At 52.2% G+C, this 13,016-nt stretch carries 14 protein-coding genes; all 14 read right to left on the minus strand.

What is annotated here, in order from left to right:
* The 14 genes from AB4Z33_RS08345 to AB4Z33_RS08410 are packed head-to-tail and all read right to left on the minus strand — an operon-like array spanning position 1 to position 12,940.
* Positions 1-1,635, minus strand: a complete 1,635-nt coding sequence (locus AB4Z33_RS08345) for a complex I subunit 4 family protein (RefSeq protein WP_442049488.1) — start codon at positions 1,633-1,635, stop codon at positions 1-3.
* Positions 1,632-3,506: an NADH-quinone oxidoreductase subunit L gene (gene nuoL / locus AB4Z33_RS08350; protein ID WP_442049489.1), complete on the minus strand. Its 1,875-nt coding sequence runs from the start codon at positions 3,504-3,506 to the stop codon at positions 1,632-1,634. The genes AB4Z33_RS08345 and nuoL overlap by 4 nt, the downstream gene beginning before the upstream one ends.
* Before the next feature lie 9 nt (positions 3,507-3,515).
* The gene (gene nuoK / locus AB4Z33_RS08355) at positions 3,516-3,818 is read right to left on the minus strand and encodes an NADH-quinone oxidoreductase subunit NuoK (protein ID WP_442049490.1); all 303 of its coding nucleotides are present in this window, start codon (positions 3,816-3,818) and stop codon (positions 3,516-3,518) included.
* A gap of 4 nt (positions 3,819-3,822) precedes the next feature.
* Positions 3,823-4,338, minus strand: coding sequence for an NADH-quinone oxidoreductase subunit J (locus AB4Z33_RS08360; RefSeq protein WP_442049491.1), 516 nt, complete (start codon positions 4,336-4,338; stop codon positions 3,823-3,825).
* Positions 4,339-4,788, minus strand: coding sequence for an NADH-quinone oxidoreductase subunit NuoI (nuoI, locus tag AB4Z33_RS08365; RefSeq protein WP_337103918.1), 450 nt, complete (start codon positions 4,786-4,788; stop codon positions 4,339-4,341).
* 15 nt (positions 4,789-4,803) lie between these two features.
* Positions 4,804-5,820 (minus strand): NADH-quinone oxidoreductase subunit NuoH, encoded by a 1,017-nt coding sequence (nuoH, locus tag AB4Z33_RS08370; RefSeq protein WP_442049492.1) that lies wholly within the window; start codon positions 5,818-5,820, stop codon positions 4,804-4,806.
* Positions 5,820-6,920, minus strand: a complete 1,101-nt coding sequence (locus tag AB4Z33_RS08375; RefSeq protein ID WP_442049493.1) for an NADH-quinone oxidoreductase subunit D — start codon at positions 6,918-6,920, stop codon at positions 5,820-5,822. Before AB4Z33_RS08375 ends, nuoH begins: the two co-directional genes overlap by 1 nt.
* A 6-nt stretch (positions 6,921-6,926) precedes the next feature.
* Positions 6,927-7,706, minus strand: a complete 780-nt coding sequence (locus tag AB4Z33_RS08380) for an NADH-quinone oxidoreductase subunit C (protein WP_442049494.1) — start codon at positions 7,704-7,706, stop codon at positions 6,927-6,929.
* On the minus strand, positions 7,607-8,125 hold the full coding sequence (locus AB4Z33_RS08385; RefSeq protein WP_337103914.1) for a NuoB/complex I 20 kDa subunit family protein: 519 nt from the start codon (positions 8,123-8,125) through the stop codon (positions 7,607-7,609). Before AB4Z33_RS08385 ends, AB4Z33_RS08380 begins: the two co-directional genes overlap by 100 nt.
* Entirely contained in the window at positions 8,110-8,532 is a 423-nt protein-coding gene (locus tag AB4Z33_RS08390) for an NADH-quinone oxidoreductase subunit A (protein ID WP_442049495.1), read from the minus strand. Before AB4Z33_RS08390 ends, AB4Z33_RS08385 begins: the two co-directional genes overlap by 16 nt.
* Positions 8,533-8,581: 49 nt before the next feature.
* A complete protein-coding gene (locus tag AB4Z33_RS08395) occupies positions 8,582-9,823 on the minus strand; it encodes a GerAB/ArcD/ProY family transporter (protein WP_442049496.1) in 1,242 nt (413 codons plus the stop codon).
* Between the two features lie 7 nt (positions 9,824-9,830).
* The gene (locus AB4Z33_RS08400; RefSeq protein WP_442049497.1) at positions 9,831-10,070 is read right to left on the minus strand and encodes a hypothetical protein; all 240 of its coding nucleotides are present in this window, start codon (positions 10,068-10,070) and stop codon (positions 9,831-9,833) included.
* A gap of 9 nt (positions 10,071-10,079) precedes the next feature.
* Positions 10,080-11,330: a Ger(x)C family spore germination protein gene (locus tag AB4Z33_RS08405; protein ID WP_442049498.1), complete on the minus strand. Its 1,251-nt coding sequence runs from the start codon at positions 11,328-11,330 to the stop codon at positions 10,080-10,082.
* Positions 11,327-12,940 carry a spore germination protein gene (locus AB4Z33_RS08410; protein WP_442049499.1) on the minus strand — a complete coding sequence of 538 codons (1,614 nt, stop codon included), beginning with the start codon at positions 12,938-12,940 and terminating at the stop codon, positions 11,327-11,329. The genes AB4Z33_RS08405 and AB4Z33_RS08410 overlap by 4 nt, the downstream gene beginning before the upstream one ends.
* Positions 12,941-13,016 lie beyond the last annotated feature (76 nt).

Consider the following 13,016-nt stretch of genomic DNA (forward strand, 5'->3'; position numbering starts at 1 on the left):
CTATCCCCCCGCCCTTGTTGCAAGTAATCGTGCGAATAAATCACCCATGCTGTATTGCACCGTGTCAGTCAATATGGACGGGTAGCAGCCGAGCAACAGGATGAACGCAAGCAATACGATCATCGGTACGGCTTCGATCAGCCGCGCATCCTTAAGCGCAGCATAGGAGTCCGACATTGGACCGAACGTTATCTTTAGAACGCTTCTTAATACGTATACCGCTGTCAAAATAATGCCGAGAACGGCGGCCGCCGCAAGCCACCTCATCGATTCGAACAGCCCGAGCAGCGCCAGCAGCTCGCCCACAAACCCTGATAGACCGGGCAAACCAAGCGACGCAAGTCCCGCAGCCAACAGCACTCCGCTCATGAACGGCAGTGACCTTGCCAGTCCTCCCAGCTCCGAGAGCTCCGTCGTTCCCGTTCGTTCATATAAGCTTCCTACAAGAAGAAATAACAATGCCGATATAAGTCCATGCGATACAAGCTGGAATACCGCGCCTTGCAGTCCAATTTCGTTGAACGCTGCAAAACCTAAAAGTACAATGCCCATATGACTGATCGAGGAGTACGCCAATACAAGCTTCAGCTCCGTCTGTCTGAATGCAAGCACCGCTCCGTACAAAATATTAATGACTCCTAACACGGCGAGTACAGTCGCCCATGCTTTCGCTTGTTCAGGGAAGAGAAGCAAACCAAAGCGCAGCAAGCCGTACGCGCCCATCTTGAGCAATATGCCCGAGTGAATCATAACGACAGACGGCGGCGCTTCCGTATGCACCTTGAGCATCCAAGTATGGAACGGGAAGATCGGCAGCTTAATGCCGAAAGCAACGAGCAGCATAATAAATAACGTCCATTGCATTCCATCCGTCATCGCAAAAGGATTAATCGTCCCCATCATGCTAACGGCCGGTTGATTAACCATCGCTTCTGTATCGGTCATGTTGCGGATGATATCCGCATAGCTGCCGCTGTAGATATATTGTACCTGCTCACCGATTGCCTCCACACGGAAGCCCGCCGTATTCACGAGTATAACAAAGGCTATTAGCATAATCGCCGAGCCAAGCCCATTGTAGATCAAGAACTGGTTCGCAGCCTTTTCCCTGTTGAAGTACCCCCAAATACCGATTAAGAAATACATAGCCACGAGCGTCAGCTCGAAGAATACGAAAAATAAGAACACGTCGCGGGCGAGAAAGACGCCCAGCATTCCGAACTCCAGCAGCAGAAACCAAATGAAGAACGACTTCCATCGTTTCTTCACATGGAAGGCTGCAAGTGCAGCCATGGCAGTAACAAGACTAGTGAGCAAAACAAGCGGCAATGATAGTCCGTCTACGCCCAGCTCATATTGAAGTCTGAACGTAAATGCGCTAACGCTCGGATGCAGCTCCTTATTGAGCGGCATTTCAATCCAGTCCAGCTGCTCCTCATAAACAGCGCCGCTCTGCTGCTTGTCATAATCGGCATACAGCCAGAAGGTGAGGGCAAGCGGGATCAACGTCGTAATGACGGCCGCTATCTTCAATAGACTTCCACGATGCTTAGGGAGGAACAATAGGACAAGCAGCCCTAGCAGCGGTGACAGCAATATGAAGGAAAGAATCGGGATATCGGGCAGGATGCTCATGACCAGAACCTCCTTCCGACAATAGCGAGAACAATGATAACGAGACCTAGGACGGCTGCAATGCCGTACGTTTGTACTTGGCCGCTCTGCAGTCTTACTGCTGCTTTGCCAGCCGAATCGGCAGCTGCTGATACGAGACGGACAGCCCCGCCGATCACATATTCATCAAGAGCCGTAAGGAGTGTGCCGAGACTCTTGAACGGCTTTACAATGATACGCTCATAGCTTTCATCGATATAGTACTTGCGTTCAAGCAGCTTTACCAATCCTGGCGCTTTCTCAGCAACAATGCCGCGGCTCACGCTGCCCTTCACATAGATCAGCCAGCCGAGGTAGATGCCTAATACGCCAACGGCAATAGAAGCAATAATCGCAATGCCGCTGCTATGCGCTTCCTCTACATCCCCTTCGCTTAGCCATGAGCCTAATGTACCGTTCCAAGGCGTCTCCACGAATCCGGATACGACTGCAAGCACTGCGAGCACGATTAGCGGAATCGTCATGACGGATGGCGACTCATGCGCTCCTCCTAATGATGTCCGCGGTTTACCCATAAATACGAGGAAGAACAGTCTCGCCATATATAGAGCCGTGCAGAACGCGGTCAACAGGCCGACAACGAACAGCAGTTTGTTCTCTTCCAGCGCTACCGATAGAATAAGATCCTTCGACCAAAAGCCGGATAACGGCGGAATACCGGAGAGAGCAAGTGCGCCGATGCCAAATGTCCACGCGGTTGTTCGCATCCTTGAGCCCAAGCCGCCCATTTCTTGAATGTTCTGCGTATGTACCGCATGAATAATGCTGCCCGCTCCAAGAAACAGCAGCGCTTTGAAGAATGCATGCGTGAACAGGTGGAAGATGCCGCCCGTAAGCGAACCGAGCCCAAGCGCCATCATCATATAGCCAAGTTGGCTCACGGTTGAATAAGCTAATATGCGCTTAATATCATTTTGCGCCAGCGCAATACTCGCCGCGAAGATAGCCGTGAAGCCTCCAATATAGGCGACGGTTTGCATCGCTGCCGCCGAATCGAGGAAAATATCATACGTCCTCGCAATGAGGAAGACGCCCGCCGCCACCATCGTAGCCGCATGGATCAAGGCGCTGATCGGCGTCGGACCTTCCATCGCATCAGGAAGCCAGACATGGAGCGGAAATTGGCCGGACTTACCGACCGCCCCTAAGAAAATGAGCAACGCGATTAACGTAGACAGCTCCGTCGTTATTGCGCCAGGCTGTCCGTCGAAAACGCTCTGGATCATCGTAAACTCCAGCCGATGATCCGGCATGTACCAGAAGAGCAGCAGAATAGCGACTAGCAGCCCGGCATCACCGATCCTTGTCACGATGAACGCCTTCTTGGCGGCCGCTTTCGCTGCTGGCTTCGCATACCAGAAGCCGATGAGCAGGAAGGAACATACGCCTACCAGCTCCCAAAATATATAAAGCGATAACAAATTATCGGATAAGACAAGTCCAAGCATCGAGAACGTGAACAAGGACACATAACCATAGTAAACGGTAATCCGCTCATCGTTCTTCATATATCCGGCTGAATAAATACTAACGAGCAGACTGACGAGCGTCACGACGACGAGCATCAGCGAGGTTAAATTCGTCACTTCGAAGCCGATACGCAGCGTGTATTCGCCGATCTTAATCCAATCGAATGATTTGTTATAATCGACCGCATTATCGCCAAGCCTGCCGATCAGCACGAGCAGCGACAGCAGAAACGCCGCCAATGCGCCTGCAGAGCCGATCGCTATTCCCGCACGCCGGTAGCTTCTGCCAAGCGCCGTAAGAAGGAGGAACGCCGCCAGCGGAAGCAGCGGAATAAGCCATGCCGCCTTTGTATACATCTCCATTTGCTAACGTCACCTCTTCATTTCGTCGTATTCGTCCACATTCACCGTTCCTCGTGAGCGGAACAGAGCGATCAAGATCGCAACACCTACAGCCGCTTCCGCAGCTGCCACCGTTATCGTAAATAAAGAGAAGATCTGACCGGTAAGCGCCGGTACGACACCGTATTTCGAGAACGCGACCAAGTTCAGGTTGACCGCATTCAGCATTAGCTCAATCGACAGCAAAACGATGACCGCGTTCCGCTTCACCAAAGCTCCGTACAGCCCGATGCAGAACAAAATAGCAGCCATCGTCAAGTAGGATGGAAGCATCGTATTAATCCGCCTCCTTCTTGGCCAGGACAATCGCGCCGATGAAGGCTACCGTCAGCAGCACCGAGAGCAGCTCGAACGGAATGATATAGCCTGTATACAGCGTCATGCCAATAGCCATTGTATTGTCTTCGCCCGCTTGGAAAGGCGCAGGCTCCGGGAAGGTCGTCATGCGAATGGCATAGAACAGTATCCCGAACAGACTGAGCGCGCCGATAATCGCAAGCGCCTCCTTAAGCGGCTTCACTGGCTCCTGCTCCGCAGACTGATGCTTCGTCATCATAATGCCGAAAATCATCAGAATCGAAATTGCGCCAGCATAGATTAGTACTTGCACGAAAGCGACGAACTCCGCCTCGAGCAGGACGAACATGCCGGCGAGACCGAGGAAGACGGCCGCCATCGAGACGACCATATGAACGACCTTCTCCAGCGTAATCATCAGCACCGCGCCGCAAATCATAATCGCGGAGAATATAAAAAAGGCGGCGTACTCTCCCGTAAAATCAATATTGAACAATTATTTGGCGCCCCCTTTGGCCGGCGCTCCGATATTGTTGTTATCTTCGCGAACGAGCGTGTTGTTATCGGTCAGCCACTCTACGTCCTTGAACAGATCGTCGCGGCTGAACGTCGACAGTTCGAAGTGATTCGTCATCACAATCGCTTCCGTCGGACATACCTCCGTGCATAAGTCGCACAAGATGCATATTTCGAAATTCAAGTCGAACGTATCAATCACTTTGCCCTTTTTCTCCGGGTCGGGATTCGGCTTGCCCGTCAGCGTAATGCAATCCGTCGGACAGATGCGCGCGCATTGGTTGCAGACGATGCACAGATCCGGGATGAAATGCTGAATGCCGCGGAAGCGATCGGGCATCAGAATCGGCACGTCCGGATAAGAGGTCGTAACTTTTGGAGCTGTCATCGATTTAAGCGTAACGCCAAGGCCCTTCAGCATACCGTTCATTGCCTATTCCCCCTCTTAATTTTTGATGAACAGCTCCAAGTAGACAGCGGTCGCAAACACGTTAAGCAACGACACCGGCAGCAGCACCTTCCAACCGAGTCCCATCAGTTGATCGACTCGTATCCGCGGAAACGTCGCCCGAATCCAGAACAAGAAGAAGACGATGCAGACGAACTTGAGCAGAAACCATAGGATGCCAGGCACAAAATCGAGGAAAGGCGCAGGCGCATGCCAGCCGCCGAGGAACAGCACCGTCGTTAGCGCAGCAATGGCATACACGTACACATACTCCGACAGCATGAAAAAGGCGAAGCGGAAGCCGCTGTACTCGACATGATAGCCGGCCACCAGCTCGGATTCCGCCTCCGGCAAATCGAAGGGCGTCCGGTTCAGTTCGGAGACGGCCGCGATAATAAAGACGACGAAGCCGATAAGCTGAGGAAGGAAATTCCAATTCCAAAACCAGCCGCCCGATTGGGCTTCTACAATGTCGCGAAGATTAAGACTGCCGCTCAGTAGAATGACTCCGACTACCGAAATGACGAGCGGCACCTCGTAGCTAATCATTTGAGCGGCGGAGCGCATGCCCCCAAGCAGCGCATACTTGTTATTGGAAGCCCAGCCGCCAATTACGATGGCAAGCGTCGATATGCCCGACAACGCCACATAATAGAGTAAACCGACGTTCAGATCGGCGAAATATAGGTTTTGCGTATAAGGCAGCACGACAAGTACAGCGAATGCGGGCACATAAGCTAGCGCCGGCGCAAGAATGAACAGCAGCCGGTCCGCCTTTCGCGGGATTGTATCTTCTTTAATCAGAAGCTTGAAGATATCGGCTACCGTCTGCAGCAAGCCGAACGGGCCAACGCGATTCGGACCGATGCGAAGCTGCATCCAGCCGATGACTTTGCGCTCGAAGTATATGGCATACGTGACGAAGCCAAGCACGATGACTAAGAATACGACACCCCATAGGAACATCATGAGGGCGCTGCCCCAAGTGAGCGGCTCGCTTAACCATGCTCCCATTAGCAATCGACCTCCCCGACGACAATATCGACGCCGCCCAATATCGTAATGAGATTGGTCATTGTTTCTCCGACAAGCAGCTTAGGAAGCAATTGCAGATTAACGAAGGAAGGCCGGCGGAACTTAAGACGATACGGCTCCGCTTTACCCTTGGAGACGATATGGCAGCCGATCTCGCCGCGCGGCGATTCAATGCGCACATACACCTCGCCGGCAGGCGGTCTTATCGCGCGAGGCACCTTGCCCATTGTCTCGCCGCCTTGCGGGAATTGCTCTACGGCTTGCTTCAAGATACGCAGACTTTGCTTAATTTCCTCTAGACGGATCCGGTAGCGTTCATAGCAATCGCCCCGCGTGCCGAGCGGCACGTCGAATTCGAAACGGTCGTACAAGCTGTAAGGCTCCGCCTTGCGCAGATCCCAATCAACCCCCGTGCAGCGCAGATTCGCTCCGGAAAGTCCATAATCAATCGCCGTTGCCGCATCGTATTGCCCGATGCCCTTAATTCGCGCGAGGAAGATTTCGTTGCCGCTGACAAGCTTATCGTATTCCTCCAGCTTCTTCTCCATATAAGGGAGGAAGTCGCGCACTTTATCCATCCAGCCCGGAGGCGCATCCCACTTCACTCCGCCTACGCGCATATAGTTGTAAGTCAGCCTCGCCCCGCACAGCTCATTGAACAAATCGATAATGATTTCACGATCGCGAAACGCATAAAGAAACGGACTCATCGCCCCAATATCGAGCAGGTACGTACCCCACCATACGAGGTGGCTTGCTACTCGCTGCAATTCCATCACGATGAGCCGCAGAAACTCCGCACGAAGCGGAATTTCCAGTCCCATCATCGTCTCGACCGCATGAACGAGCACATAGTTGTTCGTCATGGCCGATACGTAGTCCATTCGATCCGTATAAGGAATAATCTGTGTAAAATTCAAGTTTTCCGCGATTTTCTCCGTGCCGCGATGCAAGTAGCCCATGACCGGCGTCGCTTCCGTAATGACCTCGCCGTCAAGCTTGACGATAATTCGGAATACGCCATGCGTGCTTGGATGCTGCGGACCAACGTTCAATAACAGCTCTTCTGTACGAATCACAGGCGGCTACACCTCCGAATCCAGCGGCTCATAATCTTTGCGAAGCGGGTGTCCAACCCAATCATCGGGCATCATAATGCGCCGCAGGTCGGGATGACCCGGGAAGTCGATACCCAGCAAATCGTAAATTTCACGTTCGTTCCAATTCGCCGTCGCCCAGACCGGCGTAGCGGATTGCACCGATGCAGCATCCCGATCGGTCCGCACCTTGATCGCCGCTTCCAGCTTGCTGTCCAGCCCGATCATATGATACACAACTTCCATATGCGTCTCGTAATCGACGCCGGATACGTTGCGCAAGTAATTGAAGCGCAGCTCGTCATGCCCCTTCAGCATCGATGCTATGCTCCGCCAATGCTTATTATGTATAACGAGCGTCGGCATATCGCCATTCAGCTCGTTCAAGTACGACTCGACGATAGCTTCTTCGTCCTCTGTCTCTTGCTTCACGAGAGCGACGAGCAGATCGAGATGCGGCTGCTTCGGCGATGGCGGCTTAGGCTCGGCAGGAGCGGCCTCCGCCGCTTCCGCATCCGCCTTCTCCTTCGCCGCCGCGCGAGCAGCCCGCGCTTCCGCCGCTGCCTTCAGCTTCGCCTCGCGCTCCGGATCTACCGCCGGCGCCGGCGGCTTCGCTGCATCGCTAGACTCCGCAGCCTCCGGTTTATCCTGCTTATCCTGCTCCTCGCTCATCGGCCCGTCACCCGCTTCCCGGTCTTCGCCTCGTAGCGGATCTTCTCCTGCAGCCGATTGATGCCGTAGATCAGCGCCGCCGGATTCGGCGGACATCCCGGGATGTACACATCGACGGGAACGATCTGATCGACGCCCTTAATGACCGAATACGACTTCACATACGGTCCGCCTGCCGTTGCGCAGGAGCCCATTGCAATGACCCACTTCGGCTCCGGCATTTGGTCGTATAGACGCCGAAGCAGCGGTCCCATCTTCTTCGTGACCGTTCCTGCGACGATCATAACGTCAGACTGGCGAGGCGATGTACGAAACATAACCCCGAAGCGGTCCAAATCGTAATGCGATGCGCCCGTTCCCATCATTTCGATTGCGCAGCATGCAAGGCCGAACGTAAGCGGCCATAACGAATTGCTCCGCGCCCATGCTTTCAGCTGCTCCAAGGTTCCCATAAATACGTTGCGTTCCAGCTCTTTGCGCTCATCAAGTGAAATTGACTCTAGACTGAATTCCATTTCAGCACCTTCTTTTTCCAGGCATATAGAAGTCCAACAAGCAGCATTCCCGCAAATATGATCATTTCCACCAGCACAAAGAGGCCGAGCTTATTATAAGCAACGGCCCATGGATATAAGAAAACGGTTTCGACATCGAAGATGACAAACATCAATGCAAATAAATAATAACGGATATTGAATCTAACCTGACCAACACCTACCGGTTCGTTACCGCTTTCGTACGTCGTTTTCTTAAGCTCCGTCGGCTTATGAGGCCGAAGCAGCCTGCCGATAGTCAAAGCCGCAACCGGGAGCAAAATGCCCAGTACGATGAAAATTGCCACCATGACATAGTTGTTGGCGTAGTTTTCCACTCGGGTCGCCTCCGTCTGTTGGTTTGGCGCGGACTCGTGCCGCTTGGTCATTTTTTCATCACAATTATAACAAATGCTTCCACAGCCGTCTATGACGGAGTTAACCGTCATCCCCGCCTGCTTGCGGCGCGGATTGCGCTCCCATAGCGGATTGTGACGATTCCTGCTGCTTAGGCTCCGTCCGCTGCTCCTCTTGCCCTTGCTGATCGGTGGCGAACTTTCCGTCAGTCGAATCCCGCTTACCGGTTATGACCGCGATAAGGAGCAATAGGAGCGGGATAATAATACCCTGCAGCGATGAATATAAGGTCCATACCCCCATCGCAACCTCCTTCGTATGGGCGATATTACGATAGACGAGCATGGACAGCGGAACAATAATAAATGCGTAAGGCAGGACTAGCGGTCTATAGGTTTGGAGGCCGACGACCTGCGCCGTTGTAACGGTGAGCGCATATACACATAAGACAAGTTTCATAAAAACCGTTCCAATCCAGACAATCGCCACTAAAATTTCAACCCTAACCAATATTTCCTCGATATTAATATACTTAGCCATATCGTATACCGAGAAAGGGCTTCGGGTCACTTCGCTTACCCCCATGACGCCAATAAGGTAGAAGGTCAATATCGTACTCGAAGTGGTAAGGACGATCATCGCCAGCTTTAGCGCCTTGCGCAGCTTCGGCTTGCTTTGTTTTTGCACGAGCGGCAATATGGAAGTGAAGAATACAAACTCGGCAATCGGGAAGCCGAGAATCGGATAGACCCCCTTAATCGGCCGCAGCAATCCCTTATACAGAATGGGCTCAAAATTGTGGAAGTTGAATTGGTTGGTGAGCGATACGAGAATGACGATAATGATCAGCATCCCCCAGGTGAAAAGAATTTCACCTGTACGCGCTATAGTTTCTATCCCTAAGTACACGCCATACACCACAACGATCATAAACGTGCTGTTTATGAACCATCCTGGCGTCTGCGGCAATACGGACAAGCCTAGGAAATCGGATATATTCCTTAGTACGAGCGAGCTCAATATTAGAAAAAATATAATATAGGTTATGCTGAGAAGCTTGCCTGCCCAGACACCGATCAGCTTCTGTGCATATTGCGCCAGTGACATATTGGGAAAGCGCTCGGCAAGCGCCAAATAAATCATGAGCACGAAATAATTAATAGGCCCCGCAAGCAGCATCGACACCCAGCTGTCCTGCTTGGCGATGACCGTGACGGCTGTTGGAAGAATGAGCGTCGAGCTTCCCATCGCGAACATGAAAACCATTTTCGCTGATTGCCCCGGCGTCACCAATGAGTTGTTCAACCCGACTGTTTTACTCAAATTCCATTCACCCCTTCTCGATCCAAATGATTAGCGGTTTGTATACAGGCTTAAATAGAGCCATAATCATATCCAGCGGATTCGGCACTGGAAGTCCAAGCAACATAGAAGCGATAAGCGCAGCCGCTATCGTTAATATAAACATAGCCCAGCCGCGCTCCTTGTACTGTCCGCGATTACCGCCGAGAACCCAAATAAGAACACCGACACTTGCCACAATAAGCATGGCTGCTATCAAAGAAAGCATCCCGACCACTCATTCCACGATAGATTCGCTTCTTATGCCTGAACTGAGAATATTCGTTTTGCAATTGATGTTGGACTTTATGAGCGGAAAATCTTCGTCCCAGCTTGCTTCCTTCCGCTTCCAAATCGACGGCTTGCGCATATATATTTCTTTGCCCCAACCTAACGCATCCGAATTCATATCCATCTGCAGAACATGAATCGCATCTTCGGCTTCCGCCTTAACCGTATCGCTCGTTAACTTACCTATTTGCACCAAGACGCTCTCCTCCATCACCTTAATGCCCGGGCACATAATTTCCTGTATGCCTCCCGTAAGCAGAAGATCTGCTTCAATGATCGGATTGCCGTCCTTTCCCTGCTTCACGTGGTATAAGCGCTTCGCATCATGTATTTCTACCGTCAAGAAGCCTTTCGACTCCGGACAAGCAAGCTTGACAACCGTACTCTTCACCTTGCCCTTCAAAAAAGCGAGACCGCGAGACTGCTTAGGTGTCAGAAAGCCGACCAGCTTTCCGTCCTTAAGTACGCCCATCGATGCAAGGGATGGGAATGCTTCCGGAGGAATGGTTGTTATGTTGTCCATCTTATTCCCTGCTGACTTATCTCCATCGATTCGTAAGGACGGGATAACGCCTTGTTCTCTGCCTTTACCCGCCAACCGAGTAATGTCCTTAACGAATATCGCATAATTGGTCCCATACGCTTGCTCGTTTACCTCGATCATGGAATGAAACTGATTGACCGGGATCGACTCCGTCTGCGTCGTCGTCTGCAGAAGCTTGCGAGCGCTCGTTCCCCGCGCCAATGCAATCTGCATATCCGTTCGGATATCGGGGTTGCGTTCGATAAGATCAACAAGCGGATAAACGCCGCGCCTCGCCATGCTCTCGCTGATGATCAACATTTGCGTATGGGAGAAAAAAAGTCTGCGCGACGTCTTCGTCGTCATTTTGCGTATCGCCTCGAATACGGTGTCTCCAGTCTCCGTAAATGACGTCACACTCGGTCCTCCGCCTCCGCCTTTGCTCTCTGATGCCACATTCTGCGGCAGGACGACTTGTACGGTAAGCTGCAGCTCTTGCTTGCCTGACGGATCGGGATCGATGCCAATTGCGAATACGACGCCAAGCGTGTCTAGATAGCGCAAGTCCCAGCAGCCGCTCAGCAGCAGCAGCACGCCGACTGCCCCGATAACCCGTGCAGGCCGGCCAGCCGCTCTTGCTCCCCGCAGCCAAGCCCGGATTCGCTTCACGGTCATTGCCCCGGCTCCTTCCTAGGCTCTGGGTCTACCTGCTGTCTTACTTTATTGTTAGACTTGATGCGTTGCGGGCGCTCCTTCATCAACCACAATGGAACGCGAATGAAAGTATCCTTCAGATCGGCCATCACCATCGGCGCGAACGGTGTCATATACGGCACGCCAAACGATCTAATATTGCAGAGATGCAGCAGTATAAACAGTGTAACGAGCGCGATACCATAGAAACCCAGCGTTGATGCGGCCAGCAACAGGAAGAAACGCAGCAGCCGAGCGGTGATGCCGAGACTGTAGTTCGGCGAGACGAAACTGGCTATCGCTGTGAACGAAACGACGATCACGACCGCCGGGGATACGATTCCCGCTTCTACGACCGATTGCCCGATAACGAGACCGCCAACAATGGATATCGTATTGCCGGCCGCACTAGGCATACGTACGACCGCTTCGCGCAATATCTCGAACACAAGCTCCATAATGAATGCTTCCAAATACGCAGGAAACGGAACGCCCTCCCGCTGTGCAGCAAGCTTCAGCAGCAACTGCGTTGGAATCATCTCTTGATGGTAGCCTATAATCGCGACATAGATCGACGGCATCAACAGCGCAATCATAAAAGAAGCGAAGCGAAGCAATCTCAGGAACGTTGCAATATCGAACCGTTGGTAATAATCCTCCGCCGCTTGGAAAAATACGTTGAGCGTAGCCGGAATAATAAGCACGAACGGCGTACCGTCAATGAGAATAGCGATTCTTCCTTCGAGCAGATTGCCGGCAACCACATCCGGACGTTCATTGCTCATTATCGTCGGGAAAGGGGACCATCTCTGATCGCCTATCAGCTCTTCGATGTAACCTGATTCCAACACGCCGTCAATCTTGATTTGATTAAGCCGTTCCCGAAGATCCTCGATCATCTCTTCACCGGCAAGCCCTTTAATGTACATGAAGCAAACCGGTGTTTGCGTGACTTCACCTATCGTCATTTGTTCCATCCACAGCTTCGGACTGCGAATCTTTCTTCGCAGCATCGCTGTATTGGCGCGGATCGATTCCGTGAACCCTTCGCGCGGGCCGCGAATAACCATCTCCGTCTTCGGCTCTTCGACTCCGCGACGAGCGCCCCCGACAACGTTTGTGGCAATCGCTTGCGTCTCGCCCTCCGCCATAACGATGCAATAGCCCAAGAACAGCTTTTGGAATACCATCTTCCAATCCTTCACTTCCATTGCCAGACCGGTCGAAAGAAGCCTCTTCTCCATCCACTTAAGCAACGTCAATTCTTGCTGTTGTGTCTCTGCGTCATAATGGTCCCGATGCAGGGGCTGAATGACGAATTCATTCATTCGATCATCCTCGATCATCCCTTGGACATAAATAAGCAGAATCGGTGTATGGTTAGAGTCGTTTAACTCTATTTCGCGGTAAATAATATCCGGGCTTTCGCCAAGCTCATTCTTGCACGTCTCCATATTTTTCTTCAACGAGGCAGTAAGGGGCATGTCCGCAATACGGTTCATTTGCTCCGATTCATGCTTGACCGCCTTGGTCAGCCTCTTCTCGTCTGTTGCGCCGCCCTTGCGCCTGCCTTGCACTATACGTCCCGACATATGCTCCCGCTCCCTTACAGCCGAATAGTCTGCACTCATACTTATTAGGGATAGGATGCCTCTTGCATTCCATTAT

This window comes from Paenibacillus sp. 2TAB19 (genome assembly GCF_052115185.1).
Classification (GTDB): Bacteria; Bacillota; Bacilli; order Paenibacillales; family Paenibacillaceae; genus Pristimantibacillus.

Coding starts and splice junctions, on each gene's coding strand:
- AB4Z33_RS08345 (WP_442049488.1), bottom strand. CDS start 1,635: ATGAGCATCCTGCCCGATATCCCGATTCTTTCCTTCATATTGCTGTCA.
- nuoL (WP_442049489.1), bottom strand. CDS start 3,506: ATGGAGATGTATACAAAGGCGGCATGGCTTATTCCGCTGCTTCCGCTG.
- nuoK (WP_442049490.1), bottom strand. CDS start 3,818: ATGCTTCCATCCTACTTGACGATGGCTGCTATTTTGTTCTGCATCGGG.
- nuoI (WP_337103918.1), bottom strand. CDS start 4,788: ATGAACGGTATGCTGAAGGGCCTTGGCGTTACGCTTAAATCGATGACA.
- nuoH (WP_442049492.1), bottom strand. CDS start 5,820: ATGGGAGCATGGTTAAGCGAGCCGCTCACTTGGGGCAGCGCCCTCATG.
- AB4Z33_RS08380 (WP_442049494.1), bottom strand. CDS start 7,706: ATGTCCGCCGAATCCGGCGGCGCTGATCTACGGCATCAATCGGCTGCA.
- AB4Z33_RS08385 (WP_337103914.1), bottom strand. CDS start 8,125: ATGGAATTCAGTCTAGAGTCAATTTCACTTGATGAGCGCAAAGAGCTG.
- AB4Z33_RS08390 (WP_442049495.1), bottom strand. CDS start 8,532: ATGACCAAGCGGCACGAGTCCGCGCCAAACCAACAGACGGAGGCGACC.
- AB4Z33_RS08400 (WP_442049497.1), bottom strand. CDS start 10,070: ATGCTTTCTTTGATAGCAGCCATGCTTATTGTGGCAAGTGTCGGTGTT.
- AB4Z33_RS08405 (WP_442049498.1), bottom strand. CDS start 11,330: ATGACCGTGAAGCGAATCCGGGCTTGGCTGCGGGGAGCAAGAGCGGCT.
- AB4Z33_RS08410 (WP_442049499.1), bottom strand. CDS start 12,940: ATGTCGGGACGTATAGTGCAAGGCAGGCGCAAGGGCGGCGCAACAGAC.